The sequence below is a fragment of the Acanthopleuribacter pedis genome, assembly GCF_017377855.1.
GTDB classification, from domain to species: domain Bacteria; phylum Acidobacteriota; class Holophagae; order Acanthopleuribacterales; family Acanthopleuribacteraceae; genus Acanthopleuribacter; species Acanthopleuribacter pedis.
The window spans coordinates 49,887-74,662 of the sequence record NZ_JAFREP010000042.1 but is presented as its reverse complement, the minus strand read 5'-3'; the positions used below and the strand labels follow the sequence as shown (position 1 = coordinate 74,662).

14 protein-coding genes are annotated in these 24,776 nt (G+C 57.6%); 10 read left to right on the top strand and 4 right to left on the bottom strand.

What is annotated here, in order from left to right:
* Positions 1-4,008 carry an Ig-like domain-containing protein gene (locus tag J3U88_RS30165; RefSeq protein WP_207862745.1) on the bottom strand — a complete coding sequence of 1,336 codons (4,008 nt, stop codon included), beginning with the start codon at positions 4,006-4,008 and terminating at the stop codon, positions 1-3.
* Positions 4,009-4,051: 43 nt separating this feature from the next.
* On the bottom strand, positions 4,052-10,645 hold the full coding sequence (locus J3U88_RS30160) for an RHS repeat-associated core domain-containing protein (RefSeq protein WP_207862744.1): 6,594 nt from the start codon (positions 10,643-10,645) through the stop codon (positions 4,052-4,054).
* 448 nt (positions 10,646-11,093) lie between these two features.
* Between J3U88_RS30160 and J3U88_RS34500 the strand changes: the two genes are divergently transcribed.
* The 9 genes from J3U88_RS34500 (at position 11,094) to J3U88_RS30115 (ending at position 20,492) form a co-directional block, all read left to right on the top strand.
* Positions 11,094-12,113, top strand: coding sequence for an ATP-binding protein (locus tag J3U88_RS34500; protein ID WP_207862743.1), 1,020 nt, complete (start codon positions 11,094-11,096; stop codon positions 12,111-12,113).
* Between the two features lie 105 nt (positions 12,114-12,218).
* Complete coding sequence (locus tag J3U88_RS30150) at positions 12,219-12,584, top strand: roadblock/LC7 domain-containing protein (RefSeq protein ID WP_243436232.1); 366 nt, start codon at positions 12,219-12,221, stop codon at positions 12,582-12,584.
* Between the two features lie 47 nt (positions 12,585-12,631).
* Positions 12,632-13,390 (top strand): oxygen-binding di-iron domain-containing protein, encoded by a 759-nt coding sequence (locus J3U88_RS30145; protein WP_207862742.1) that lies wholly within the window; start codon positions 12,632-12,634, stop codon positions 13,388-13,390.
* Positions 13,387-14,271, top strand: coding sequence for a response regulator (locus J3U88_RS30140; RefSeq protein WP_207862741.1), 885 nt, complete (start codon positions 13,387-13,389; stop codon positions 14,269-14,271). The genes J3U88_RS30145 and J3U88_RS30140 overlap by 4 nt, the downstream gene beginning before the upstream one ends.
* A 25-nt stretch (positions 14,272-14,296) precedes the next feature.
* A complete protein-coding gene (locus tag J3U88_RS30135; RefSeq protein WP_207862740.1) occupies positions 14,297-15,088 on the top strand; it encodes a ParA family protein in 792 nt (263 codons plus the stop codon).
* The gene (locus tag J3U88_RS30130; protein ID WP_207862739.1) at positions 15,066-15,596 is read left to right on the top strand and encodes a hypothetical protein; all 531 of its coding nucleotides are present in this window, start codon (positions 15,066-15,068) and stop codon (positions 15,594-15,596) included. The genes J3U88_RS30135 and J3U88_RS30130 overlap by 23 nt, the downstream gene beginning before the upstream one ends.
* 261 nt (positions 15,597-15,857) lie before the next feature.
* Entirely contained in the window at positions 15,858-18,761 is a 2,904-nt protein-coding gene (locus J3U88_RS30125; protein WP_207862738.1) for an ATP-binding protein, read from the top strand.
* Between the two features lies 1 nt (position 18,762).
* The gene (locus J3U88_RS30120; RefSeq protein ID WP_207862737.1) at positions 18,763-19,818 is read left to right on the top strand and encodes a diguanylate cyclase; all 1,056 of its coding nucleotides are present in this window, start codon (positions 18,763-18,765) and stop codon (positions 19,816-19,818) included.
* A 77-nt stretch (positions 19,819-19,895) separates the two neighbouring features.
* Positions 19,896-20,492, top strand: a complete 597-nt coding sequence (locus J3U88_RS30115; RefSeq protein WP_207862736.1) for a YfiR family protein — start codon at positions 19,896-19,898, stop codon at positions 20,490-20,492.
* Positions 20,493-20,499: 7 nt separating this feature from the next.
* Here J3U88_RS30115 and J3U88_RS30110 read toward each other — a convergent pair whose 3' ends face one another.
* Positions 20,500-22,668 carry a TonB-dependent receptor plug domain-containing protein gene (locus tag J3U88_RS30110; RefSeq protein ID WP_207862735.1) on the bottom strand — a complete coding sequence of 723 codons (2,169 nt, stop codon included), beginning with the start codon at positions 22,666-22,668 and terminating at the stop codon, positions 20,500-20,502.
* Positions 22,669-23,032: 364 nt separating this feature from the next.
* The gene (locus tag J3U88_RS30105; protein WP_207862734.1) at positions 23,033-23,755 is read right to left on the bottom strand and encodes a glutathione S-transferase family protein; all 723 of its coding nucleotides are present in this window, start codon (positions 23,753-23,755) and stop codon (positions 23,033-23,035) included.
* Between the two features lie 164 nt (positions 23,756-23,919).
* Here J3U88_RS30105 and J3U88_RS30100 point away from each other — a divergent pair, with 164 nt between their 5' ends.
* Positions 23,920-24,720, top strand: coding sequence for a hypothetical protein (locus J3U88_RS30100; protein ID WP_207862733.1), 801 nt, complete (start codon positions 23,920-23,922; stop codon positions 24,718-24,720).
* The last annotated feature ends 56 nt before the right edge of the window (positions 24,721-24,776 follow it).

Sequence of the window (24,776 nt, the reverse complement as noted above, 5' to 3'; positions counted from 1 at the left end):
TTAAGGCGTACCGGCAGCCGCGCTTAAAGAAAACGAATAGGTCCCAACCGCGTCGTTATCCGTTTCACCAACGATGATGGTGTAGGTTCCACCGCGGCTTAGCAACCGCGAGCCGGGGTCGCTACAGGCCAGGCAGGTGTCGAAAACAACCGTGCCCCCTTCATCCATGCAACGCCAGTCGAGTGTGCGCACACCGTCTTGGGTAAGTGAATCAAAAGAAACGGTTTGGCCCGCCGCCGCGGTGAAGATGTACACATCCATGGCGCCAGGTACCTCGATGCGTCCGGCACCAATCATCGGATCATCCGGCCCAATGCGGTCTCCCAGGGCGATGTCAAACTCCTGAGCCGCCGGTACCTCGGTCACGGCAAAGCGGTAGGTTCCGGTGGTGTCGTCGTCATCTTCACCGACAACGATTTGGTAGGTCCCCGTTGCCGGCAGGTTGATTGAACCGGGATCGCCACAGGCGAAACATTCGCTAAAGAGCAAGCTGTCGTCCGGGGCAAACAGGCGCCATTCCAGGATGCGAATCTGGGTGCTGTCCTGTACGTCGAAAAAGACATTTTGGCCGGCGGTGCCCGCGAATTGGTAGATGTCAAAGGCCCCTGGCGTCTCGATGTTGCCCGCCCCGGCGGCGGGCGTGCCGTCTGAAACCGTATCGCCGATGTTAAGGGTAAAACGTTGCGGCGCGGGGACCTCTGTCACTCGAAAGCGATAGGCGCCCGTCTGGTCGTTGGTATGTTCGCCGACCTCAAGTTGGTAGGTTCCCGTTTGGCTTAGCGTGAAATTACCGGGATCGCCGCAACCAAAGCATTCGTTAAAAACCAAACGGTCGTCCGGTGCGTACAAGCGCCAATCCAAAATCCCCAATTCACGGTCATCTTGTACGTCGAAAAAGACGGTTTGGCCGGCGCTTCCTTCAAAGCGGTACAGGTCAAACGCACCCGGGGTTTCGATGAGGCCGGCGCCCGCGGCGGGAACCCCCTCGGAGACGCTATCACCGACGGCGATTTGGAAATGTTGCGCGGGCGGGACCTCGGTGATTCGGAACTGGTACACCCCGGTTCGATCATTGTTTGCTTCTCCGACCCAAAGCGTATAAGTGCCCCCGCGTTCCAATAGGTGGGTGCCTGGATCGCCGCAGCCGAAGCATGTCTCAAACAGGTTCGCGCCGGTTTCATCTTCCAGACGCCAATCAATATTGCTTATGTCATTTGAGCGCTGCACATCGAAAAAGACCCGTGTTCCGGCCGCGACGGAAAAACGGTAGCCGTCGAAGGCGCCCGGCGTTTCAATGTTGCCGGCGCCTGGGCCGGGCGACCCGTCGGAAACTGTATCGCCGAGGTTAATGTCGAACAGGTTGGCGGGCGGTACCTCGGTTAATCGAAAGCGGTAGTCGCCCACATCGTCCTCGCGGTCTCCGCCGACCTGAATGGTATATTCCCCGGTTTCAGCCAAGCGAAAGGTGCCGGGATCGCCACAGCCGAGACAGTTTGAAAATAAAGCGACGCCTGCCGGATTTTCCAGTTGCCAATCCACGCTGCTGAGTTGACCGTTGCGTTGCACATCCAAAAAGATCTGTTGTCCGGCGGTGGCTTGGAATCGGTATTGGTCAAGGGAGCCCGGTGTTTCAATGCGGCCCGCGCCCGGACCCGGTATGCCGTCCGACACGGTATCGCCGATGGTAATGGCGAACCGGTCCGGCTCAGAAACGTCCCACAGTTGGAAGCGGTAGCTGTCGGTATTGTTGGTGCCCGGCTCACCCAGTGTGATGAGATAAATGCCTGGTTCTAATAAAGAATATGAACCAGGATCGGCGCTGCCGAGGGATTGGCGGAAGAGGGTTTCGCCGGAAGGCGTGAGGCAGGCCCAATCCACCGTTCCCAGGTTGCCGCTGATTTGGCGATCAAAGAATACCCGTTGACCGGGGGCGGCCACAAAGGCGAAACGATCCAATTCGCCGGGGGTTTGAATGGCGCCGTCGACCACCGTGCCGATTTCGATGCGGGTCACCAATTCGAAGAGCCACTGAAAGGCGTCAACCGGATTGTTCGCCGCGTCGGTCAGGGTTGCGGCCAGGTCGGCGCGGTACCGACCCGCGGGCAGGGACGTGGGGAAGGACAAGGTGACCGTCGCACCGACCACCTGGACCACGCCCTCGGGGAAGCGGTGATCGTCCGCGGTGTCGAAAGTTTCGTCGGGACCTGCTTCGCGGAGTAACAGGACGCCGGGGGTAAGGCTGCTGGGTTCAAGTGGTTCGTCGAAGGTGATGCCGACTTGGTCGATGAAATCCTCGGCCAAAATGCGATTGGGTGCCGGACTGACCGACAAGCGCGTGGGTGCGGTGGCGTCGTCCACCACTGAAAGCGTGAGTGGTTCCGAGCGGCGGTTGTTGCCGCCGGTATCAAAGGCGCGGGCACGCACGGTGAGGGTGGCCCCGTGTTGGGCGGGTGCGAGGAAGCGCTGCTCGAAAGGGAAGCTGCCGTCGCTTGGAACCTCGGTTCCGTCTAGGCTGAACACGACCTCGCGTACTTGAATATCGTCGTTCACCTCGGCAGTGACCAGGAAGGGGCGACCGCCTTCAACGCGGTTATCGGCGCGGCCGGTGAGGTTAAGGCTGATCGCGGGAGGTTGGGAGAGGGTATCGCTGCCGAGGAAATTGACGACGCGCAGGCCGCCCGTCCCATCTGCCAAGTAAGCCAAACCATTGTAGACGCTTAAGCCTCGAACTTGGCCAGGCGTGGTGAACGATGTGATGAGGTTGGTGACATCGCTGGGTTGGCTGAGGTCGTAGAGCGACAAGGCCAGCGTGGTGGTGCCGCCGAAGCTGGTAACCACCAGCAGGGTGTCCGATCCAGTCAGCCCAAAGGCGTGGGCGGCGGCCTGGGTACCGCTTGGTTCGCCGATCAGTTGCGGGTTTGTGGGTTGACGGATATCGATGGTTTTGAAACCGGTGAAGGTGCCGACGAGCGCCAAATCGCGGCCGACGCCCAGCGTGCGACCGGGTGCTTGCGGGACGGCTGAACCGGTGATGGCGAGGTTGCCCAATTCGGTGTGGTCGCGGCCGGGATCGTAGAGGCGCAGATCGCTGTTGGTGAGGACGAAAAGCAAACCGCCGCTTTGTGCCATGGCGTCGATGCGGGTGTCACCGGTGGTGAGGGTTTCGCGCAAGCTGCCGTCGTCGGGGTCGAACCCAAGCACGCGGCCGTCGGCCAGACCCGCGTAGATGTGTTCGGGACCGATCTGAACCGCGTTGACCCGTGCGCCCAACTGGACCGTGCTTACCTGGAAGCGGACGGCGAGGTTGGGGGGATCGGCGACGTCGATGACGACCAGCCCGCCGGAACCGTCGGCGACGGCGAGGCGGTTGCCCGCGCCGTGGAGGTGTTCGGCGCTGCCGGGCGTATCGATGCGACCGATGAGGAGTGGGGCCATGCCGTTAAATACGTTGTAGAGTGAGATGCCTGCCGCGCTCTCGGCGACGGCGACGCGGTTGTTAAAGGCGCACAGGTCCCGGGCGATGTCGGCGGTGGGCACGGCGGCGATGATGCCGGTCCGGGCGATCAGGCCGTCGAGGAGGTCAGAGCCCTGTTCGAATTCGAAGCCGTCGTCGAGGCCGTCGTTGTCGGTGTCGGCCAGGGCGCCGTTGCTGCCCAGGATGAATTCGGCCTCGTCGTGAAGGCCGTCGCCGTCGCTGTCAAAGGTGGCGGGGCGGCGCAGGGTTACGGCGGGGATGGTGAAGCCGCGGCCGGGTTCCGGTGTTTCAAAGGCAAGGACACCGACAAAGAGGGTCGCACCGTCGAGCAGCCACTCGCGGTACCGGGTTTGCGGTGCCAAAATCAGGTTCCCGGCGGGAATCCCGCGAGCGTCGGTTTCGCCACGTTGCACCACGCGCCCGGTTTCGGCTTCTTCGATGAGGTAGTAATAAGTTTGGGACCATGCGGAGGTGGTCATTATAAAGAGGGTAAAAGCCATATTAATAAATCTGAATGTTATTTGATGAATCATTAATGAACCTCCTAGATTGAAAGAATTCTATGCTGAAAATTTATTAAAGACAGGACGTTGCGCAGAAGCCGTGTTGTGCATAAAAGCCATCTGTATATTCGCCATTACATGAATCAAAAGAATCTCTTAAACATCGTCTCATGCAGCGCAACCAACGAGTATCACCCAAGGAGTCTTCAAACCATTTACTGACCGTATCAAGCTTCACGATTTTTGGACCGCCATAGTTACCCAAAAGTTGCCAATACGCATCGCCATAGGTTTCTCTTACGGAGGGTCCATAGGGGATTCCTTCTTTGTAAGGAGAGTACCCCACGTTATAAATAGCTCCGCTTACAGCACCGACCACCGCCTGAAATGCTGCGCCAATCGCCCCGACCACGCCCATTTGAACTTTATATTCTCCAGTTGGGTCAAGGCCGTTTAATGGGTTGTTGTGGAGATAGCTGCGAGCATGACCTAGGTTGGCCCTGTCGACCCAAGGGCCGATCGGATCACGACTGGTGAACTGTCCTGTTTTGGGATGATAATAGCGCTTACGGTAGTAGGTAAGCCCGGTTGAGGAATCTGACCGTCTCCCGGTAAAGTCGTAAGGGTTCCCAACCATTGAAGCCGCTAATATTTGGTCAGCGTTATCTAAGATAAGGACCTCACCAAAATCACGGTATTTGTACCGCTCGGTTAATATTCCAGTATGATCGCTAATACTTCGAACATGATACAAATCATCGGAATGATACCAGTATCGTTGCCCGTTTCGGTTCATGTTGAGGATTTCATCGATGTAATTACCGTACACATAGGTCGCGGAGGTTTCTTGCGTTACGTCTTGTTCTTCAACCACTTGCCAACCCGAGTAAGCAAAAAAGGTGATCCCCGTGGTGCCGGTATCAACCGTTTTTGAAAAACGTCTGCCGAAGGGATCGTAACCGTAGCGCGCGGTTTGCGTGGCGTCGCTGTAGCGCACCAACCGGTTGCGGTAATCGTAGCCGTACACGCGCGTCAGGTTGTCCGTGCCGACGGTTTGGATCAGGTTGCCGTTGCGGTCGTATTGGTGCGTCCCCAGCGGGGTTTGCGTGTATTGGTTTTGCTGGGCGTCGGCCGGTTCCGGGGTGGTTGCGTCGCGGGTGTAAACGCCGGGATCAGGGCCGCCGCTGACGGAGGTGCGGTTGCCGACGGCGTCGTAAGCATAGGTCACCACCGCATCGTCCATCCCGGTTTGGGTCCTTTGCGAGCGCTGCAGCCGGTAGATCGAATCGTACTGATAGCTTTGGTTAATACCGTTGACCAAATCCACCTGACCCCTTTTGTTGTTGCGCCCGTCCCACCTATAAGCGCGGTCGTCGAGAAGGCTGCTGTCGCTGATGCGTGCGTGGGTGGTGCGCACGATTTGTTTGGCGCCGAAATCGCCGGGCACATTGGCGATCCCGTCGATTCCGTTGTAACCCACATCCAGGCGGGTTCCGTTGCCCAGGTCGCGGCGTTCCACCCGGTTGGGACCGAAATAATGGTAATCGGCAAGGGTTCCCTGGCTGTCGCGGATGGTCGCTTTGCGATTCAGGCTGTCGTAATCGGTTTCAATAATCCGCCCGCCGGGATACACGCAACGCACCATGTTGCCCTCGCCGTCGTGTTCCGCTTGGGTCGTTTGCCCGTTCAGCGTTTCGCTGGTGCGGTTGGAGAGGCTGTCATAGGTGAAGGTCACCAGCGCGTCGTCGTCCTCCGCCCGAATCACGCGGCCTAACCCGTCGTAACGGAAGCGCTCGAAGGTGGTGTCGGCCACGGCCCCGTCGCCCACCACTACATCGGCCGCGGTTACCCGGTTGAGGCGATCATAACGGTAGGTCACGCTGTTGCCGACCGCATCGGTTTCGTTGACGACATTGCCAAAGACATCGTACCGCCGCCCGGTTTCCGTCAGGTCGGCGAAGCGCGTCGTGGTTTCGCGGTCCAAGGCATCGAACCGGGATTCGGTGATGTTGCCGTTGCCGTCGATGCGCTGCACCAGGCGCGAGCTGTCGTCCCAAACCTGTTCCAGTACAATACGGCCGACCTCCTCGCTGTTGCCGGTGCCGTCCTCGGTCAGCACCCATTCTTCCCGCACCAAGCGATTCAACCCGTCGTAGCGGTAATGCCGTTGGTTGCCCAAGGGGTCCACCGAACGCACGGTGTTGTGGCGGGAATCGTAAAAGGTACGGGTGAGATTCCCGGCGGAGTCGGTGATGGTCGCTGGACGGTCCAGGGGATCGTAGCTGATGTGGGTCGTGAAACTTTGGGCCGGGTTGTCCAGATCCGAAACCTCGCTTTCTACCACGGTGACCACGTTGCTGTTCGCATCGTAGCGATAATCAAGGGTGTTCCCCGCGGCGTCGGTCTTAAAGTCAGGGCGGTTGGCGCTGTCGTACTGAAACGCGGTCACCCTTTGGTTGTCGTCGGTGAAATGCAGCAATTGCGAAACGTCGCTGTACCGCCAGGCCTGGGTTTGGATACCGTCGCTAAGCGGGGCTTGGGTGGCCGCGTCGAAGAAGGCGCGTTCACGACGTTCCAACCGATCCATCGCATCGTAGTTCAGCGTTTCCTCGGCCAAGCGCAGGTTGTTGGTGTCGCCGACCCCGTCTTCTAGTTCGCCCTCGGTCACGGCTCGGGTCGGGTTGCCGTTGGCGTCGTAAAACAAACGCCGCACGTTGCCCATGGCGTCGGTGGCGGTCACCAGACGATTAAAGCCGTCGTAGGCAAAGACCGTGACCCGCGGGGTGGGCGCCTCCAAACCCACGCGGCGCACCACCGGGTTGCCGTTGCCGTCGTAATCCGTTTGGGTGGTGGCTTGAACCGTGCGTTGCGGCGCGCGAACCTCACGAAACAACAGGTCGCGTTCGTCGTATTCATAGCGCACTTCATTGCCCGGCTGGTTGCCGTTGGTTGCCTCGCCGTTGCGGGTCAACACCAGGTTGCGGTTGCGGTCGTAGCGTTTTTCGGTCACAAGGTTGCGGGTTGCATCAACCTCACGGGTGGTCACCAGCGGCATGTTGAGGATGTCGTAGGTGGTGGTTTGGGTGAGCCGCGCATTTTCAGCCGGGGAACCTGTTTCGTCGCGGTTGGCCACGTCGACTTGAACCAGGTTGTCGTTGGCGTCATAAAAATAATCAATCTCATAACGCACCTCTGAACCGGGTGCAATCGGGCGCGACAAACGCCGCACCACTTGGTCGCGCTGGTTGACCACGTAGTGGGTGTCAAATCCGCGCGGATCGACTTCGCGAACTACATTGCCGACCGTATCGTATTCATAGGCCGTCGTCAGCGCCGTTCCATCCGCATCCACCACGTGCTCGTGTAAATAACCCCGTTGATGCCCGCTTTCGTGGTAGCGAAAAACATCGCGGCGACGCGACCCGTTGCCGTTGTCGGGGTGATGGTGCTCGGTCAGTTGACCGAAGGCGTTGTAATCAAAATCTTCCACAATGGTGCCGAGGCGATGGGTGGTGCGCGTGCGGTTGCCGGCGCTGTCGTACTGATGAACCGTTTCATTGCCGCGTCCGTCCACGTGGTGGGTCACAAAGTTGAAGCAGGTGCCGCAGCCGAATGCATCGCTGTAGGTGAAGTGTTCCTCAATCACCGCCTGATCGCCGGGCGGCGTGTGGCTGCCCGGCAAACGGCGGATGATGCGCAGGTTGGCGCGCGATCGCACCGGCGCCGCCGGGTTGAGGTCGCTTTCATAAACGTATTCGGTGATGTTGCCGTTGGGAAAGGTTCGTCGCTTGAGCAACGAATCGTCGGTCCATTCCAGCCGCGTTTCAAAAAAGGCGGGATCGCCGGGACGCAATTTACCCGCCGGCCGGTTCTCCGTCTCGGTGGTGGGTAGGTTTGGCACCGCGCGGCCCGTGTAATCGCGATGGCGCACGCAGCGGTTGCCCAAATCATAAAAATATTCTTTCACGTTGCCGACGCGGTCGTTGACGATGGTTTTCACCACCGCCCCGTCGTTTTCCGGCGAGGCCGTCAGCGGGACATAACTGAGATCGATGATGTCGTCGCGGTCGCCCCAGCGTTGCCGCACCACGCGATCAAACAGAAAATGGCGCGGATTGGTTTCGCTGCTGTATTCGTTGACCAGCCAGGTTTGGCCTTTTCCGTCCGTGACCGTAAGCAGGTTGTGGTTGAGCCGTTCGTCCGCGAACCCCGTTGCGTAGGTGTAAACCGTGGTTTTCCCCGCGGGGAAATCATTGCCGTTGGGGGTGCCCACCACCGCCGGCGTGGTGACCGACTTGAGATCACCCGCGTTCCCGCCGGGTTCGACACCGTCGTAATAGGCGAACCGCAGGGCGCGGCCGGCAAAATCGGTCACGGCTTCAATCAGGCCGCGAGGGTTGTAGCTGAGGGTGATGATGCGGTCGAGCGTGTCGGTAACCCGTGTTAGCCGGCCGCTGCCGTCGTATGAAAAGGCAAGCTGATTGCCGTTTCGATCAATAGAAAAGGCGAGCTTGCCCGAGGCTGCGCCCGCGGCGAAGCCAAAAAACACCCAGCGGCCCCGATCCTCAAAGGTCAAGGTGTATTGGTCCGTTTCCGGGTCGTACTGCAGGGTGCGGAAGAATTCGCGGCGACCCCAGGTGTTGGGGCGGCCGGGGAGTGGGAAGTAGCGATCTCGGCGGGAATTGCCGTCGCACATCAGCAGCGCGGACCCGCTTTGTTCGAGAAATACATGGTAGGAAAAATCCCAGCCGTTGCCTTGAGCCGTGTTGGGACCCCGCTGCGAGCGGTACTTGCGCGACCAAACAAAGTCCAGGCCGCGACCGGGAATGCGCCAATCCTCAATTTCTTCATAGTACTCGCCGGAAAACAGATACACCGGATCGGTGGGGTTGTCGCCGCTGTTCGGTTGGTTCGGGTTCTTGTCGCAATCGGGATTCGACGGCCGGTTGTTGGGTTGCGCGGGTGGACTTGAGCCGGTGCCTTTTTCGTAGGGCGGGGCCTCGGGCGCGTCCGGTGCGCCGCCGCCGCCTTGACTGGCGGGATTGACCCCGTGCCAGCCCGGCGCGCGAATACCGACACCTTCGTCCGTGCACACCAGCAAGCCGTCGGCGCTCACCGTCATGGAACCCACGATTTCCCAGCGTCCGCGGTCGTGGTTAAAACTCCAGAGCGCGGTTTTCGCGCCCGGCGGCAGTCGTTGACCGCTGTTGGAATCGGGTAGGTTCGGCAAACAGATCGCGGCGGGCTCATCGAAATTGGTGGCGCCGTCGGTTTGAACCGTCACCACCAACCCAAAATCCAAGCCGTCGGGTAAGGCACCGGGAATGCGATCAGGATCAACGGGCGCGATACCCACCTGGCCGCCCTGGCTGCCGTCGTCGGCGAAAAGGGCGCCGGGCGGTACCAGCAGGCGCACGCCTTCCCATTCGGGGTTTTCCGCCAAAACGGCCGCGGGGAAGTTGACCACCGTCGTGCTGGTTTCGCTGACGGGCTGCAGGGTATCGGCCGCGATCAGGGGTAGGTAGACTTCGCCGATGTTGGTTTCTTCCAAGGGGATCGCGGTCCAGGTTTTGCCGACAAAAGGGTAGTACCCGCCCTCGGCCGGGTTGACCGCGGTACGCCCGTCGATATGCACAAAAAATTCACCGGCCGGCGCAGGTTCCAAGCGAAAATCGCCGTTGGCGTCGGTGCGCGCAAATAACTGATTTTCTAAGCCGTCGACCGTGATGGTGACCCCTTCGAGCGGTTCGTTAACGCCGGCGTCGGCCGGCCGTGAGGCGAACACACGCCCGCACACCGCCGTTCCCTCCACCACCGCAAGGGAGAGCGTGTCAAACGAGATTCGTGCCGTGCCGCCGGGCAAACCGTCGCCGTCCGCATCCAGCAAACAACCGTTTTCCAGAACAAAGGCGTCCGCAGTCAAATCCAGTTGGACCCTTGCCCGCTCGGGCAGCGGCGCCGCATAAAACAAGGTGAGGGTACGCCGGTTTTTGGCCAAACGCCGGGTGAAGGGGCGCGATGAATCGCCGACCTGAACCGAAATGGCGAGATCGTCGGGGGAAACCGCCGGCGCCAGGGGTTGCGGGAACCGCAAAATGGTTTCGCGGGTGACCGCCACACCGCGGTCACCGTGAGCGGGGGAAACCGTCAAAAACCCCGCGTCGTTGCACAGGGTTTCGTTGCGAACCGTAACCGCCATGTCGCGCCGTATCCGAAACAAACCGTCATCCACGAACAATACGAAACGGTAGGTGCCCGCCTGGGTTTCATCGGGCGCAAAGGAGAACAAGCCGGAGGATGAATCAAAAGCGGCGTTGGCGGGTAGGGCCGGCGCGAAAAAAGAAAGCGAATCCCCGTCGAAATCCTCGGCATCCACGGTAAAGGCAAGGGTTTCGCCAACCGTCAAAAGGCGGTCCTCAAGCATGGCGACATCGGGTGGGGTCAGATTCGGTGTCTGGTTCAGCAAACAGACCAAATCGACGATATCGGCGGATTCATCGCCGTTGCAATCCCGGCTGTCGGAACCCCAACGCGCCAGTTCCGCCCGCAATTGGCCGGCACTTAACTGATCACAGCCTTCGCGATCACAAGCCGTTGCCGACGGAATGAGCCCGTAAAAGAAAAGCAATAAGCCAATAAAACCGGCGTGAATAAGCTTGCAACACATGAAATCGCTACCTTGTGAAATTGTTTCTAGTGACAGTCTAACCGAGTGACCACGGAAAAAAGAATGAATTAAATATAAAGGTAAAAGTTATCTGTTGGGCATTACCTCTGTAGAGAGAATCACATAGATAGCAACACTTTTTTCACGGTCATGAGGATCAAACCGAGGCAATTGCCTCATCGTCCCAAACCCATCCCCAATGCCTCGTCGGTATGAGCAGAAATGAACCAGCAGCCTCAAGCGGCGTATCCATCCACACCTTCATGCGCAAATTTTCGCAATGGACCGGTCTTTACCGTGGGATATCACCCTGTTCTTGGTTGAAAGCCGGGCGATAGGGTCGTTTTTCGACTAGGCACGATGGTTGCTATCCCTGCAACAAGAACAGCAACCGTTGTGAAATCCATCACCCGGCCCTGTTTAGAATCACCAGAGAAAGGAGCCCGACGTGGAAGCCACCGCTTTTCAGCTAGAACCCGTCGCGCATGTTCCCCAAATGTGGCTGGACCGGCATTTCATCATTCAAAAAACCGCCGGTCTGGGTGAATCTTTTTTTGACGGCGATCAGCCCCTGGTCGGCGCCTCCTTTGAAACCCGTTTTTTACCGATTCCCGCCGAGGCGCACACGGCCGACAAACCCTTTTCCCTGTGCCGCGACTTTGACGCCTTCACCCTGGTGTTTCGCTTTCGTCCCGCGACGGAACCCCATCCCTGGGCCTGGCATCTCTACTTGCATCGACTGGACGAGGAACAAACGGTGAGCAAACACCAAACCCGTTTGCTGGAAATGGCCACCGTCAACGAGGTGTTGCCTACCTTTTTACACGAATTAAAAAACCCGCTGGCCTCGGTGATGGCCATGTGTGAACTGGTTTTGGAAGACGATTTACCCGAGGACCAGCGCGAGCTTTTGGCCGGCATTTACCACGAATCGCAACGCATGAAACTCGCCTTTGACGGCATCGGCAGCGTCTCGCAAAAACTCACCCACAACGAAGTTCAGGATATCGGCATGGCGCTCCTCGAAACCTGTGCCGTTTTCCGGCCGCTGCTCGAGCGCTTGGGTGTCGATTTGGTGGTGGACCTCGATCCCTTGCCCCCCCTTCCACTTGAGACCGGCGGCATTCGCGGCATGTTGTTTAACCTTCTCAACAACGCCAAGCAGGCCTGTCAACCCGGCGACCAGATTCGCGTGCAAGCCGGCCTCGACGACGCCGGCTGCTTCAGCTTCGAAGTTCGCGATACCGGGATCGGTATGGATGCCGAAACGGTCAGCCAATGCACCGACCTTTTCTACACCACCAAATCCATGGGGAGCGGGATCGGCATGGCCATGTGTCGCGCCGCCTTGGCCGCCCACAACGGCAGGCTCACCATTCAATCGGCGCCTGGCGAAGGGACCGCCGTACGTGCCGCGATCCCGCTGGAAGGACATCACGAACGACCGCGAGCGGCCGGCCGCGATTAAGCCGTTGCCGACCCGTACCGGCCATCGGCAACCACGGGTAGAGGACCACATCCGCGACGGTGAAACACCAAGGGCGCCGCGCGGGGAAGCAAAGGAGTTTGGCACATGAGCCGCATTGAACAGATCAACGAAATTTTGCGTTACATGCAGGGCGGAACCCCGGATGTCGAGGGCTGTGCCGTCGTGAGTGAGGACGGGCTGATGATTGCCTCCGCCTTCCCCGCTAAGTTTGACGACGGGCGTGTCGCCGGCATGACCTCGACCTTGCTCAGTTTGGGCACCCGCACCGCCCAAGAACTCGAACGCGGCGACCTAGAACAGGTGTTCGTCAAAGGTCGCGACGGTTATGTGATCGCGATGAATGCCTCGGAAGGCACCGTTTTGGTGGCCTTGACCAACGGCCGCGCCAAGTTGGGGCTGATTTTCCTCGACATGAACCGCGCCGCCGAACAACTCAAACGCATCTTGTAACCCAGTTCCACGGATTGACGCATCGCGAAGATTGGAGAAACACAAGCATGGAAGTTTTATTTGAGCAGGACGGCCACCGCAACATTTGGCTCGAGGATTTCGGCCACGGTTTGGCGGTTCAGGCTAACCAACACATGATTATTGACGACGGCTTGGCGCTGTTGCTCGACCCCGGTGGGCACAAGGCGTTTAAACCCACCTTGGCCCAGGTGACCGGTTTGATCCGCGCCGCCGACTTGAAATACCTGTTCTTATCCCACCAAGATCCCGACATCGTCGCCGCCATCAACGGCTGGCTGCTCGCCTCCGATGCCGAGGCCTACTGCTCCAAATTGTGGGTGCGCTTCGTGCCCCACTTCGGCCTCGACAAGTACCTACAGCACCGTCTCCACGCCGTCCCCGACGAAGGGATGGTCTTGGAACTGGGTCGCAACAAGCTCCACCTGTTGCCCGCCCATTTCCTCCATTCCGCGGGTAACTTCCACCTTTACGATCCCGTTTCCCGCATTCTGTACACCGGTGATCTCGGTGCATCCATGGGCATTGATTACGCCTTTGTCGACGATTTCGAAAGCCACCGCGCCTACATGGAACCCTTTCATCAGCGCTACATGGCCTGTAACAAAGCCATGCGCACGTGGGCGCGCATGGCGCGACGCCTCGATATCGACACCATCGCGCCCCAACACGGCGCGGCCTTCCGCGGTCCCGAGATGGTGAACCAGTTCATGGATTGGGCGGAAAACCTCGCCTGCGGGATTGATCTCCTCGACGTGCTCTACGAAGAAGCGGCGGCATCGCTATGAGACGCATTTTGGTGTTGGAGGACGAGTTCTTTTTGCTCGACTCCATGACGCGTTACTTGCGCGGCATGGCGGATGTGCGCGTTTACGGGTACAGCACCCTGAAGGCCGCCTGTCAGGGCTTGCGCGATCATCCACCCGATCTCGTTTTCTCGGATATTCGTCTGCCCGACGGTTCCGGCTTGGGGCTTATTAAAGAAATGCAACAGCTCGGCACCGCCGCGCCGCTGGTGTTCATTTCCGCCTACAGCGCCGACCACCGCCACGCCATCCCCAACTCCGGCAACATCACCGTGCTTGAAAAGCCCGTGTCCCTCAAAAAACTGCGCGATCTCGCCGAACAGAAGTTGCGGCGACCCGACGAATCGGGCGAGTTCCAGTTCGACCTGTCCGATTACCTGCAAATCGCGGCCATGGGGCGGCATTCCGTCCGCATTAGCTGCGGTGACTACGGTGCGATTGTCATCCTCGAAGGCCAACCCTGGCACGCGGAAGACACCGCGGGGCAGGGGACCCCCGCCTTTAATCGGATCGTGGCCAACTGGGAAACCCACAAACAGGAAGTGCCCGTGATTTGCAGCCAGCAGGATGTCGGCACCGCCGGGCCGCAAACCTTGATCGGCACCTTGGACGGGTTGCTGCTCGACGCCTTGCGTGCCTTTGACGAGGCCGGTCGCGACGCTGAAACGCCCGCCGAACCCGCGTTGGCCGACGCCGGCGATTTTGATCGCTGTTACGAATGCGGTGTCGAAGCGATGTTGGATCGCGATTATGTCGTGGCCCATAAGGCCTTTGCCGCCGCCGCCAAGATGCAACCCAACAACGGCCTGGTCCGCGCCAATTTGGAACGGCTCGGTGTTTTGATCGAGCAACAAGCGGGCTGAAACCCGCCACGAAAAAGGAGAAGCCATGAGTGTCCGGCTTGCGATTACCAGTCAAAAAGGTGGGGTGGGGAAGTCCACCTTAGCCCTGAACTTGGCCTTTACCTTCGCCCAAATGGGATACCCGACCGTGCTGGTCGATACCGATCCTCAGTCCGCGGTGAACCTTAATTTGGCTAAGGGCGAATCCGAGTATGTCGGTTTGGCCCAATTGATCAAAAATCCAGACGCGTTACCCTCGCTGTTGTTGTCCACCAACCATCCCAATTTACGGTTGTTGCCCAAGGGGCGGATGGCCGCCAAGGCCGTGCCCGCTTTCGAGTGGGCCTTGTACCGCGAGGGCGTTCTTCAGAAGCTGGCCAATCATGAAGCGCTTGGCGATGGGCTTGTTCTCTTCGATACCCCCGCCGGGATGGGCATGATCACGCGCGCCGTGTTGCGCGTGGCCACCCATGCGCTGACGCCGTTTCGTCCCGATCAACTCAACCTGCGTTCCATGAACCAACTCATGGAAACGCTTGACTTCATTCAAAATGAGGAAAACCCCAACCTGCAATTCCTCGGATTCGTGCTGAATATGTTTTTGCGCGAACGGGCTGAGGATTTGCGGGTCGCCGCCGATTTGTGGCGCGACATCCCGATGGTGCTGGATACGGTGATCCCGTTCAGTACCCGGTTTGCCGCCGCCCAGGAAGAAGGCCTGCCCGTGTCGGCGCGGGGCGCAACCGCCGAGGCGCGGCGTTTTCGTCAATTGGCCGAGGAATGTTTGCAGAGCATGGTGACCAAGGGAGAAACCCATGAAATTCGACAGCTCGTATGATCGCGACAAGGCACGCCGTCTGGTTGCCAATTTACAAACCCGCAAAAACACCGCCGTGCTTATGAATAAGGAGCCCGTGCGCAACGCCGTTGCGCTGCCGACCGGTGGGATGCCCAACCTCGATGTAAACGATCCCGGCGTGTATCGGCAGGATGTGATCAATGGATTACTCGATTGGCTGCTCAGTACCGAGGGCATGGCCAGGGTGATGTTGGTGGACCAACGCGGTTTGGTTGTTGCCGACCGTGGCGAAACCGGTGATTGGGATATGGAATCGCTGGCCTGTCATATGATTGAAGCCTTGGGTTTGCTGAGCCGGGTGCGCGAGGGCGGGCACAGCCCCGATATGTTGCTGTGGCAAAGTGGCGATTGGTGGCCCGCGGCGGTGGTCCTCCCATTGGAGCCGGAGCCCTTGGTCTTGGGGGTGGTTTCCAGTGTGACCCTGACCCCGGAATCGCTTTCTTTTTTCCGCCGTCGTCTTTACGAGCGCATGCTGGAAACCCCTTAGTAGGTGGCAGTTTGCTTGAATCGGTTGGATTCGTGAGCGGGGAAGAGTACAGGATTCGTCCTAAATGAAGCCACGGCGAATGAAGCCCCGTTAAGTGTGTCTGATGGGAAAAGTAAAATACTGCTTGAAAACCGGTGCTCCCGTCGTGGTGTGGGTCTGTTGTTGCGGTTGGGATGCGGGAGGTCCTGTGGTATTCTTTGCCAATCCTCCGCCGCTTACAAAAGACCCGCCGCCTGAGTCGGGTGCATCCTGGATTTCCCTATGGCGCGATCCACTGATATGACCCTTAATCAGCGTTTGATGCTGATTATCATGGCGACGAGTGTTAGCTCGTTAACGCTGGCCTGTTTGATTGTCTTTTTTGCCTGGAATAATTATTTCAAAACATCATTGGAGAACCACTCCGCTGTTTTGGCGCAGGTCGCCGGCTCCATGTGTGAAGCCGCCTTTGACTTCGACCAGCCACGTGATGCGTTAGAAACCCTGGCCCATTTACGTGCCGAGCCTCAGGTCGCCTTGGCCGTCGCCTATCGACCAAACGGCGACGTTTTCGCCGCTTATCATCGCGATACGGCGGCGCAACCTGCCGACCTTCCGCCGCTCCAAACAGCCGGTGCCTTTTATACGGAACGTTATTATTGGATTTATCAACCGATTCTTTCTCACGAGGAACACATTGGCACCATCTTGTTGCAGGTAGAGCTCACCGCCATTCATGAACTCTCGTTTAAAAACATCTTCCTCATTCTGGGTGTAATGGTTTTCTCAACCGTACTTGCTTTATTTCTTTCTTATCGATTACAGCGTACCGTTTCCGAACCCATAATGAACTTGGCGCGCATTGCCCGCGAGATTTCCCAGTCGGGTAATTTTACCCTGCGTCCCGTGGCCAAACGTGGTGGCGAAGTAAGTACACTGATTAAAAGTTTTAATTACATGTTGGATCAAATCGAACAGAGCAATGACCAAATTCGGCAATCCGAGGCCGGTTACCGAAAAATCTTCGAACGCTCCACCGAGGGCATTTTCCAATCGACGCACCAAGGTCGCTTCATCAAGGTCAATCCCGCCATGGCCAACCTATTCGGCTTTGATTCGCCCCAAGATATGGTCGACGGCGTGACCGATGTTTCCGCCGAACTCTACGTCAATCAAGACGACCGGATTCAGTTCACGCGGCTTATTGAAGAAAACGCCAGTGTGCTTAACTTTCAAACCCGGGTGTACCGCAAAGACCGCTCGGTGATGGATGTCGCCATCAATGCCCACCCAGTCCGCGGTGAGGACGGTCGATTGTTGTATTTTGAGGGCACCTTGCGTGACATTTCACTGCTGTTACGCGCCGAAAAATTAAAAATCGATGTGGAGGCGGCTCAAGCCGCCGACGAGGCCAAAAGTAAATTTTTGGCCAACATGAGCCACGAAATTCGCACACCGCTCAATGCGATCATCGGCTTGTCCAATTTGGCGCTTCAAAAAGAGCCCACGAATGAAGGCCGACAATTTCTTTCCCAGATCCTCAATGCCTCCAAGGTATTGCTGGGGCTGATTAACGATATTCTCGATTACTCCAAGGTGGAAGCAGGCAAGTTCAAGATTGACGCGATTGCCTTTAACCTTGGCGAAGAACTCAACAACATTCACGACATTTTTAGCCAAAAAGCCGCTGCCAAAGGGATCGCCCTGGCGTGGATGATCGACCCGCAACTGCCGCCGATTGTGATTGGGGATCCCCTGCGGCTCAACCAGGTCTTGATCAACCTGATCAACAACGCGCTTAAATTCACCCTGGTTGGTTCCATCAGCGTGAGGGTCTCCCTGGAAAAACAGGATGATCGAGAACTGACCGCCAAATTTGTCGTTCGCGATACCGGTATCGGCATTGATTCCGCCAAGTCGGGAGATGTGTTTGAGGCGTTTTCCCAAGCCGATGATTCGATTAACCGCCAGTTCGGCGGTACCGGACTTGGGTTGGCAATTTGCAAACAATTCATTGCCTTAATGGGCGGAGAAATCGGACTTGACAGTGTTCCCGGGCACGGCAGCACCTTTTGGTTCACCTTGCCGTTTCGGGCTTTTGACGCCGGCACGGAACACATGGCTGACGTGCACCCGGCCGAGGAGGAACACCTGTGGAAACCCACGAGGGAGAAACCACGGGGGCCGGCCGTCATTCTGGTGGCGGAGGATATCGAAGTCAACCGCGTGGTCCTGCGGGGTTTGTTGGCGGGGACCGAGATTCATTTGGACTTTGTCGACAATGGACAGAAGGCTGTTGCCGCCGTGGCGCACAAGACCTACGACTTGGTGCTGATGGACCTGCAAATGCCCGAGATGGATGGGTTTGAGGCCACCCGGTTGATTCGCGCAAATAGTGCCCATCAAGCCCTCCCGATCGTCGCCATGACCGCCCATGCCCTTGAAAGTGAGCGGGAAAAATGTTTTCAAGTCGGCATGAACGACCACATTACCAAACCCATTAGCCCCAAGCGGATTTATGATGTGATCCGGCGTTTTGTGCCGGGTGCCGCCGTGAAGGCCGCGCCGGAGGTCGAAAACCCGCACAACCTGTTACCGGCCGCTCTGCCGGGTTTTGATGTGGTCGACGCCCTCAATCGCATTGGGGGAGATGAGCCGGTGTTAATTCGGCTGCTTTATGATTTTTGCGAACAAGCCGTGGATTACCGGAGCGATTTGGGCAAGGCATTGGCGACCGACGACCGCCTCTCAGCGGCCAAAATCGCCCACGCCTTCAAAGGTCTGGCGGGGAATTTGGGGGCGCGGACCATCCATCGGGCGCTGGTCTCTTTATACGATGAGCTCGCGACCGACCGTCCCGCCGACTTGGGTCCGCTGGACAGCGCGTTGAAGCAGTTACCCGAGGTCCGCGAAGGTTTGGCGGGTCTGCTTCCGAGGGCGGATGTGGCCCCGCAACACCGTCTTGGTCGGGACGAAATTGACGCTTTGTGGCTCAGGATGCGGGACCTCGTCGCCAAACGTGACATGGACAGCGACGAATGTCTTGCCCAACTCATCGCCGGCTTGGGTGCCGGCGCCCTTAAAAACCAATTCATCGCGCTTCAGCCGCTGCTGGACGCCATGACCTATGCCGAAGCCGAAAGACTAATGGACACCATTGAAAACCACTTGAAAGGGGAGCAGTGAGATGCCGGCGAAACACCCTGACATTCTGATTGTCGACGACCAGGTCGCCAACCTTAAATTGTTGCGCGCCGCGCTGCGGGATCGCTACACCGTGCGCGGGGTGACCTCCGGCGACGATGCCCTAAAACTGTTGGAGGGCGACTTGCCCGATTTGGTCCTGCTCGATATCGAGATGCCCGGCATTGACGGTTACGAGGTTTGCCGGCATATCAAGGCCAAGGAACGAACGCAGCATCTACCGGTGATGTTTTTGACCGGCAAAAACAACTCTGGTGACGAGGAAAAGGGCCTTGCTTGCGGGGCCGTGGATTACATCGGAAAACCCTTTCAATTGCCCATTGTCAAAGCGCGTATCCACACCCAACTCAGCCTCAAATTTAGCCGAGACCGCCTTTTGGCCCTGTCCACCCACGATGCGTTAACCGGCATTGCCAACCGCCGTCAATTCGACATTTCCTTGGGGTTGGAATGGCGTCGGGCTTTACGCGCTGAAACATCGCTTTGCATCATCATCGGTGATATTGATTATTTCAAAAAGTACAACGATGGTTACGGGCATACCGCCGGTGATGAAACGCTCAAAAGGGTAGCCGAAATTTTGTCCGGCTCCATTCATCGCGCCGGCGAGATTCTGGCGCGTTACGGTGGCGAGGAATTTGTCGTTATCCTACCCAACGCCGACATAGAAAGTGGCCGCAAGGTCGCCGAATCCATGTGCCGCGATGTGGCAGCAGCGGCTCTGTCCCATCGTTTTTCGCCTCTAAAACAGGTCACCATGAGTTTTGGCGTCGCTGCCTCGGTACCCATGGACGCTCAATCACCCGAATACCTCACCTCGTCCGCCGACACCGCGTTGTACCAAGCCAAAGGCGGCGGACGCAACCAAGTCCATGTCTACACGGGGCCGATCTCCCGGCTTAAGTCACCGCACGAGGTGGCGTTGTTGGAGCCCGCCCCGGTCACCCTCAGCGAGGATCAATGGCAGATCTTGGCCGATGCCGTTGCCAGGCGCTGTATGGATGAGCCGGTGCTTTCCATGTTGCGGCGGTTGGTATAAATCCTGAATGGAGGGTAGGGTGACGCCGCCTAAATGGTGTGAACCTGCTGGATAAGGAGTCGCCCGCGGGCAAGATCATGAAACAAGCAACCAATCGAACAAGATCAGGATGTCGGCGTCGCGGCAACGTCGTGCGGTGTTCCTTGCTGTGTTTGATGCTTTTTGGGGGCCTGATTCATGGCTGGGCGCAAGATCCCAGTCAAGAAGAATTTGTCAAAACCGCTTACAAGATTAAGGCGAGCATGCTGTATCGCTTTGTGAAATATGTGGAATGGCCGTCCGAGTTTGGTGATCTTTCCGAACTCACCATCGGCATCGTGGGTGACGATCCCTTTCAAGGTGCCTTTGAACCCGTTGAGAACAGCCGTTATCTTGGAAAAACCTTGCGCATTCACCGCTTCGGGTCCTACCACGCCGACCTGGATTTTACCCGCTGCCAGGTGTTGTTTATCAGCGTTTCCGAGCGAGCAAATATCAACACCATTCTCACCAAAACCAGGGGGAAAATGATCTTGATCGTGACCGAGGGCGCCGAGGCGCCGGTCATTACCGGCATGGTGAATTTCCGCATCCAAGGGGATCAGGTGCTTTATGAGTTGAACCCGGCCAACGCCGCCGCCAACCGTCTGCGGTTCACGACTTCGATGCTCAAATACGCCCACGTGATTTATTAACAGCGCTTTAATATCGGTACTGAAAACGCACTTGATAGGAAATACCGGCGCGTGGAACGTCATCAATGAGCCGGCCGCTCTGATCTGGGTCACGCCAATGTTCGTCGAGCAAATTGAATCCCTGGAGCTTTATGCCTAATTGAGGGGATAGTCTGGCCGTGAACGCGGTATTGAGTAGCGTCCGCGACGGCGTATCAGGTCGGGCATCCAGGGGAAGACGCGTACCGTTTTCGAGATAGGTTTGTTCCGAACGCCCGCGCGAACCCACGTGGTTAACGGAGCACGCCCATTGCAATGACCGGTTTAGTTCGTGCTGGAAACTAAGATTGGCCAGTAAATCGGCCGTATAACCGGGCGCAAAGGTGATGATTTCGCCGTTTTGATCCTGCTTCCGGGTGACATCGTTGAACGATAGATTGCCGCGTACCGAGGTTTTGGTGGTTGGCATCCAGCGACCTTCCACTTCCATGCCGTGACTGTCGATTTGGTCCGCGTTGGTGTGTAGGGTGTTGATGACCTGGATGTTGTCCTTGAGATCGATCTCGAACAGGGTGAGCCCGACCTCGAACCGGCGCGAGGCCTGGTAACCGATTTGAAGCTCGTACGTGGTGAGTTGCTCCGGTTGCAGATCGGGGTTGCCGATAATGGCTGGGTTGTTCTTCTGGTAAAGTTCGTCAAAGGTAGGAACCCGAAACGCTTCGCCGTAGAGTAGTTTGAGGAAAAAGCCCGATTTAGCGCCGTAAACCAGACCGATCCTGGGACTGGCGGCGCTTCCCACGTCGTCATAATCGTCGTAGCGTAAGCCCGTGGTGAGGGTGAGTGTTTTTGCAGCGCGCTGAACAAGAGCACGCAGGTCCCAAATGGCTTGGGTGTAGAGTGCACGGTTGAATCGGTCTGCCGGGGAGATCCAGTTGCCTCCGAGCGTGTGAAGGTCGCGGAAGCCACCCAAATACTGGTTGGGCAGGTAAAGGGTCCCGTCTATGGTGAGGGGCACCCCGGTGACATTGGCGTTGGCGCGGTGAAGGGGCGCGTATATTTTTGATTGGTTTAACGCAAGCCCCGCCAACAGGGAAAACCGGTCCGAAATTTTGGCGTCCAATGAGAACTCGATACCCGTGTCGGCATAGGTCACAATGGGTTTACCCACCACCCCCTCGTCCTCTGGAAAAGGTGTGTCTGGATTGGGGTTAATGAATGGGGTCGAAGCCTCGGAAAGTAGTTCCAAGGCTTGATCGATTTGGTAACGGTTGTAGTACACCGCCGTGCTGAGCGTGACGCGGTCTTCTCGGATTTTTTTTTTATAACCCAATTCGGCATAGCTGTAGTTCACGTCAATGTGGTTCTCGTCCGTGGCCGCACCAATCATGCCGATCGGTACATTCCGATTGAGTCGATTGTGGAATACATTGATGGAAAAAGACGAACGAGATAGCTTGAGATGGGTTTGGAAAAAATCCGCATCGATGGTGGTCCGTGTGGGAACCGCGCTTGCGTCCTCCCCAAAAAGAAGACGTGCGAAATCGTTGTTAATGGGTTCCTTGTAACCGTCGGTTTCGTAATAGGAAGCCGCCCATTGAATAGCCCAGTGACCCACGGTTTCGGTTAGGTTGATACTGGGTGAGACCGTCGCGAATTCACCAACCGTGAGGGCGGCGGAAACAGGGTGTTGCTCCCCGTCTTTGGTGATGATGTTAATGACGCCGAAAAAGGCATTTCCACCGTACAGGGCCGAACCGGGACCGCGAATGATTTCCAGCCGCTTGATGCGGTCCAAGGGGAAATAATCGAAATAGTGGAGCGGCGCACCCGTGAGCGAGGTCAGCATATGGCCGTCTAGCAGGTATTTGATGCCGTTTGCCGAAAAAGACAGGCTCTTAACGCCCCGCACGGTAAAGCTTAAGTTGCCGCCCAGCGCTTGTTGGGCCGGCTCAAAACCCGCCACCATCTGCAGGACGTCCTCGATGGTTTGAACCGGCAGTGCCGCCAACTCTTCCGCGGTAATCACCGTAACAATGGCAGGAGCCTGGTTTTGTGTTTGTTCCCTTTTGGCCGCAACCTGAATCTGAATGTTTGCCAGTTCTTCGAGGCTCAAGTCAAAGAAGCCGGGATCATTGGGGAGCGCGTAAAAAACAAACGTCCAGAAGAAGGGGAGCCATGCAAGACGGGTGACGACCATTGTCGAACCTTCGCGTTTCGATTGGGGGTAATCGATTTTAACACAGGATCAGCGAAAAAGTGACGTGTCGATAATTAGAGGAAAAGACATGGATTTCGGAGGATAATTAACAACTGAAAATCTAGGTTTTTCAGGGCTGTTGAAAACGAATGCCGGCGTTTCCAGGGCGATTTGGGTGACGGCAATCGCGGCTCAGAGTTTGAAGCAGCACCAGATGGGAAAGGTACGGCGCACCAGGTGGTACGCCTTTTCAAATAGTGCCGCGCGGTTCCCGCGAGAAAAGCGCGTAACGCAAGCCGCGCTTGTTTTAGCAGGTGGAGGACGCTTTGAACCTTCGACCGCCGGGAATCCCGGCGCTGATGCATTAGTCCATTTTTACGTCGTGTTTGAAGCGTTCCGCGTTTTCTTTTTCTTGCGCCGCCACGTCGCCTTGGCCGAAAAAGGCCCAGAAGGGACGCGGTTTCTCCAATGCCGCCTGGGTTTTTTCCCGGCCGTCGATGCGTGCGAACCAGGCTTGCAAATGGGGTAATCCCTCCACGGAGACATTGGCCCAATAATGGGCGCGCGCCCATGGATAGGTCGCCATGTCGGCGATGGTATAGGTTTCGCCGACCAGGTAGGTTTTGCCCTCGAGGTGGGTGTTCAGCACCTCGAATAAGCGGCGTGATTCGTTGACGTAACGTTCAATCGCGAAGTCGTCCTGATGCCCTTGTTTGGCCGCGATGCGTTGGAAATACATCGCTTGCCCCATCATGGGACCGATCCCGCCCATTTGGAACATCAACCACTGCAGCGTTTGGTTTTCCAGTTTGGGATCGTTCGGCAGGAATGCGTTGTACTTTTTGGCCAGGTACCACAGGATCGCGCCTGATTCGAATACCACAAAATGGTCGTTGCCGCGATCCACCATCGTGGGAATACGGCCGTTGGGGTTGAGCTTGGTGTACCATTCGGACTTTTGTTCTTTTTTCGAAAAATCGATGTGGGTTAGTTCATAGGGGACCTCGGCTTCCTCCAAAAAAATGGTGGGTTTCCAACCGTTCATGGTTGAAGCCGTGTAGAGGTGAATGTCGGGCTGATCGCTCATGGGTGTCTCCTTGTCTACCGGAATCCTTTTGAATCCATCCTCGCGAAAACCGGCGCGGGCGTCAATTAGTGGAAAAAAGGTAACCAGGGAGGGCGCCCTGGTTTTGAATGGATGGGTGAGCGCGAACGCTATAATTCCGGGTGTAGGGTCGGCTGGGAGATGAGATGAACAAAGGCTCGGACGCAACATGGTACTTGGAAATGCTTTCCAAACTGGGGATGGCCGGTGGTTTCCTGTTTTGTCTGTTCCTGCTTGCCGCGGGGCAGAATTCGCCCTGGCCCGCGGTTTGGGTTGGCTCGATGTCGCTGCTCGGCCACGGCCTGATCAAACTCTATAAAAAACGCCTGCCCTGGCGACTGCGCCACCAATCCATCTCGTCTTTGGTCGATGAGGCCCATCAAATCGGGGTGACCCAAAGATCGGAGGTCCACCTTGTTTTGGGGGATGTGCTCTCGGTGCTCCACGACCCCTACCAGGCCTCCCTCAAGAACGGGGAACTTGAGCTGACCGGGACGGATGGCCGCCTGATCGCCGCGGTCATTGATGCTGTCCAGGCTTATGGGATGGGTTTGGGACAGCATGCGCGTGGGCGGCTGGAGCCCACGCGAGAAGCGATCCAAACCGACGGCGGCGACGTGGAAAGCCTGCCCATCCGCTATGCTCGGGTGTTGTGGCTCTTGGGTGACGTCTTGACCGGTGAGTTAACGGCGCGACAAAAGACTCAGCTGAGCGTGGCGCAAGCCGACTGGGATCAGGCCTTGGTGCTTGTGGTGCGGTGGGTCGTCGCCCACCAGGCCGCGCGTGAAGGCAACGCAGCCGATGCGCGGGCGTGTTTTCAAGCATTGGCCGTGGATGCGCCTTCTTTATACGTGCTCCACGGACCCGTCGGCACGCTTTCCCCTTCGGCGCCTCGTTTAAGTGGCGAAGAACGCGGTTTAATCACCCCGGAATCGGGCGCACCCTGACCGCCCGCGCTTGGCAGCGGATCGCTTTTAGGGCAAGATGGAAGCGGTACCCGTTT

Coding starts and splice junctions, on each gene's coding strand:
- J3U88_RS30165 (WP_207862745.1), bottom strand. CDS start 4,008: ATGATTCATCAAATAACATTCAGATTTATTAATATGGCTTTTACCCTC.
- J3U88_RS30160 (WP_207862744.1), bottom strand. CDS start 10,645: ATGTGTTGCAAGCTTATTCACGCCGGTTTTATTGGCTTATTGCTTTTC.
- J3U88_RS30150 (WP_243436232.1), top strand. CDS start 12,219: ATGAGCCGCATTGAACAGATCAACGAAATTTTGCGTTACATGCAGGGC.
- J3U88_RS30145 (WP_207862742.1), top strand. CDS start 12,632: ATGGAAGTTTTATTTGAGCAGGACGGCCACCGCAACATTTGGCTCGAG.
- J3U88_RS30140 (WP_207862741.1), top strand. CDS start 13,387: ATGAGACGCATTTTGGTGTTGGAGGACGAGTTCTTTTTGCTCGACTCC.
- J3U88_RS30135 (WP_207862740.1), top strand. CDS start 14,297: ATGAGTGTCCGGCTTGCGATTACCAGTCAAAAAGGTGGGGTGGGGAAG.
- J3U88_RS30130 (WP_207862739.1), top strand. CDS start 15,066: ATGAAATTCGACAGCTCGTATGATCGCGACAAGGCACGCCGTCTGGTT.
- J3U88_RS30125 (WP_207862738.1), top strand. CDS start 15,858: ATGGCGCGATCCACTGATATGACCCTTAATCAGCGTTTGATGCTGATT.
- J3U88_RS30120 (WP_207862737.1), top strand. CDS start 18,763: ATGCCGGCGAAACACCCTGACATTCTGATTGTCGACGACCAGGTCGCC.
- J3U88_RS30115 (WP_207862736.1), top strand. CDS start 19,896: ATGAAACAAGCAACCAATCGAACAAGATCAGGATGTCGGCGTCGCGGC.
- J3U88_RS30110 (WP_207862735.1), bottom strand. CDS start 22,668: ATGGTCGTCACCCGTCTTGCATGGCTCCCCTTCTTCTGGACGTTTGTT.
- J3U88_RS30105 (WP_207862734.1), bottom strand. CDS start 23,755: ATGAGCGATCAGCCCGACATTCACCTCTACACGGCTTCAACCATGAAC.
- J3U88_RS30100 (WP_207862733.1), top strand. CDS start 23,920: ATGAACAAAGGCTCGGACGCAACATGGTACTTGGAAATGCTTTCCAAA.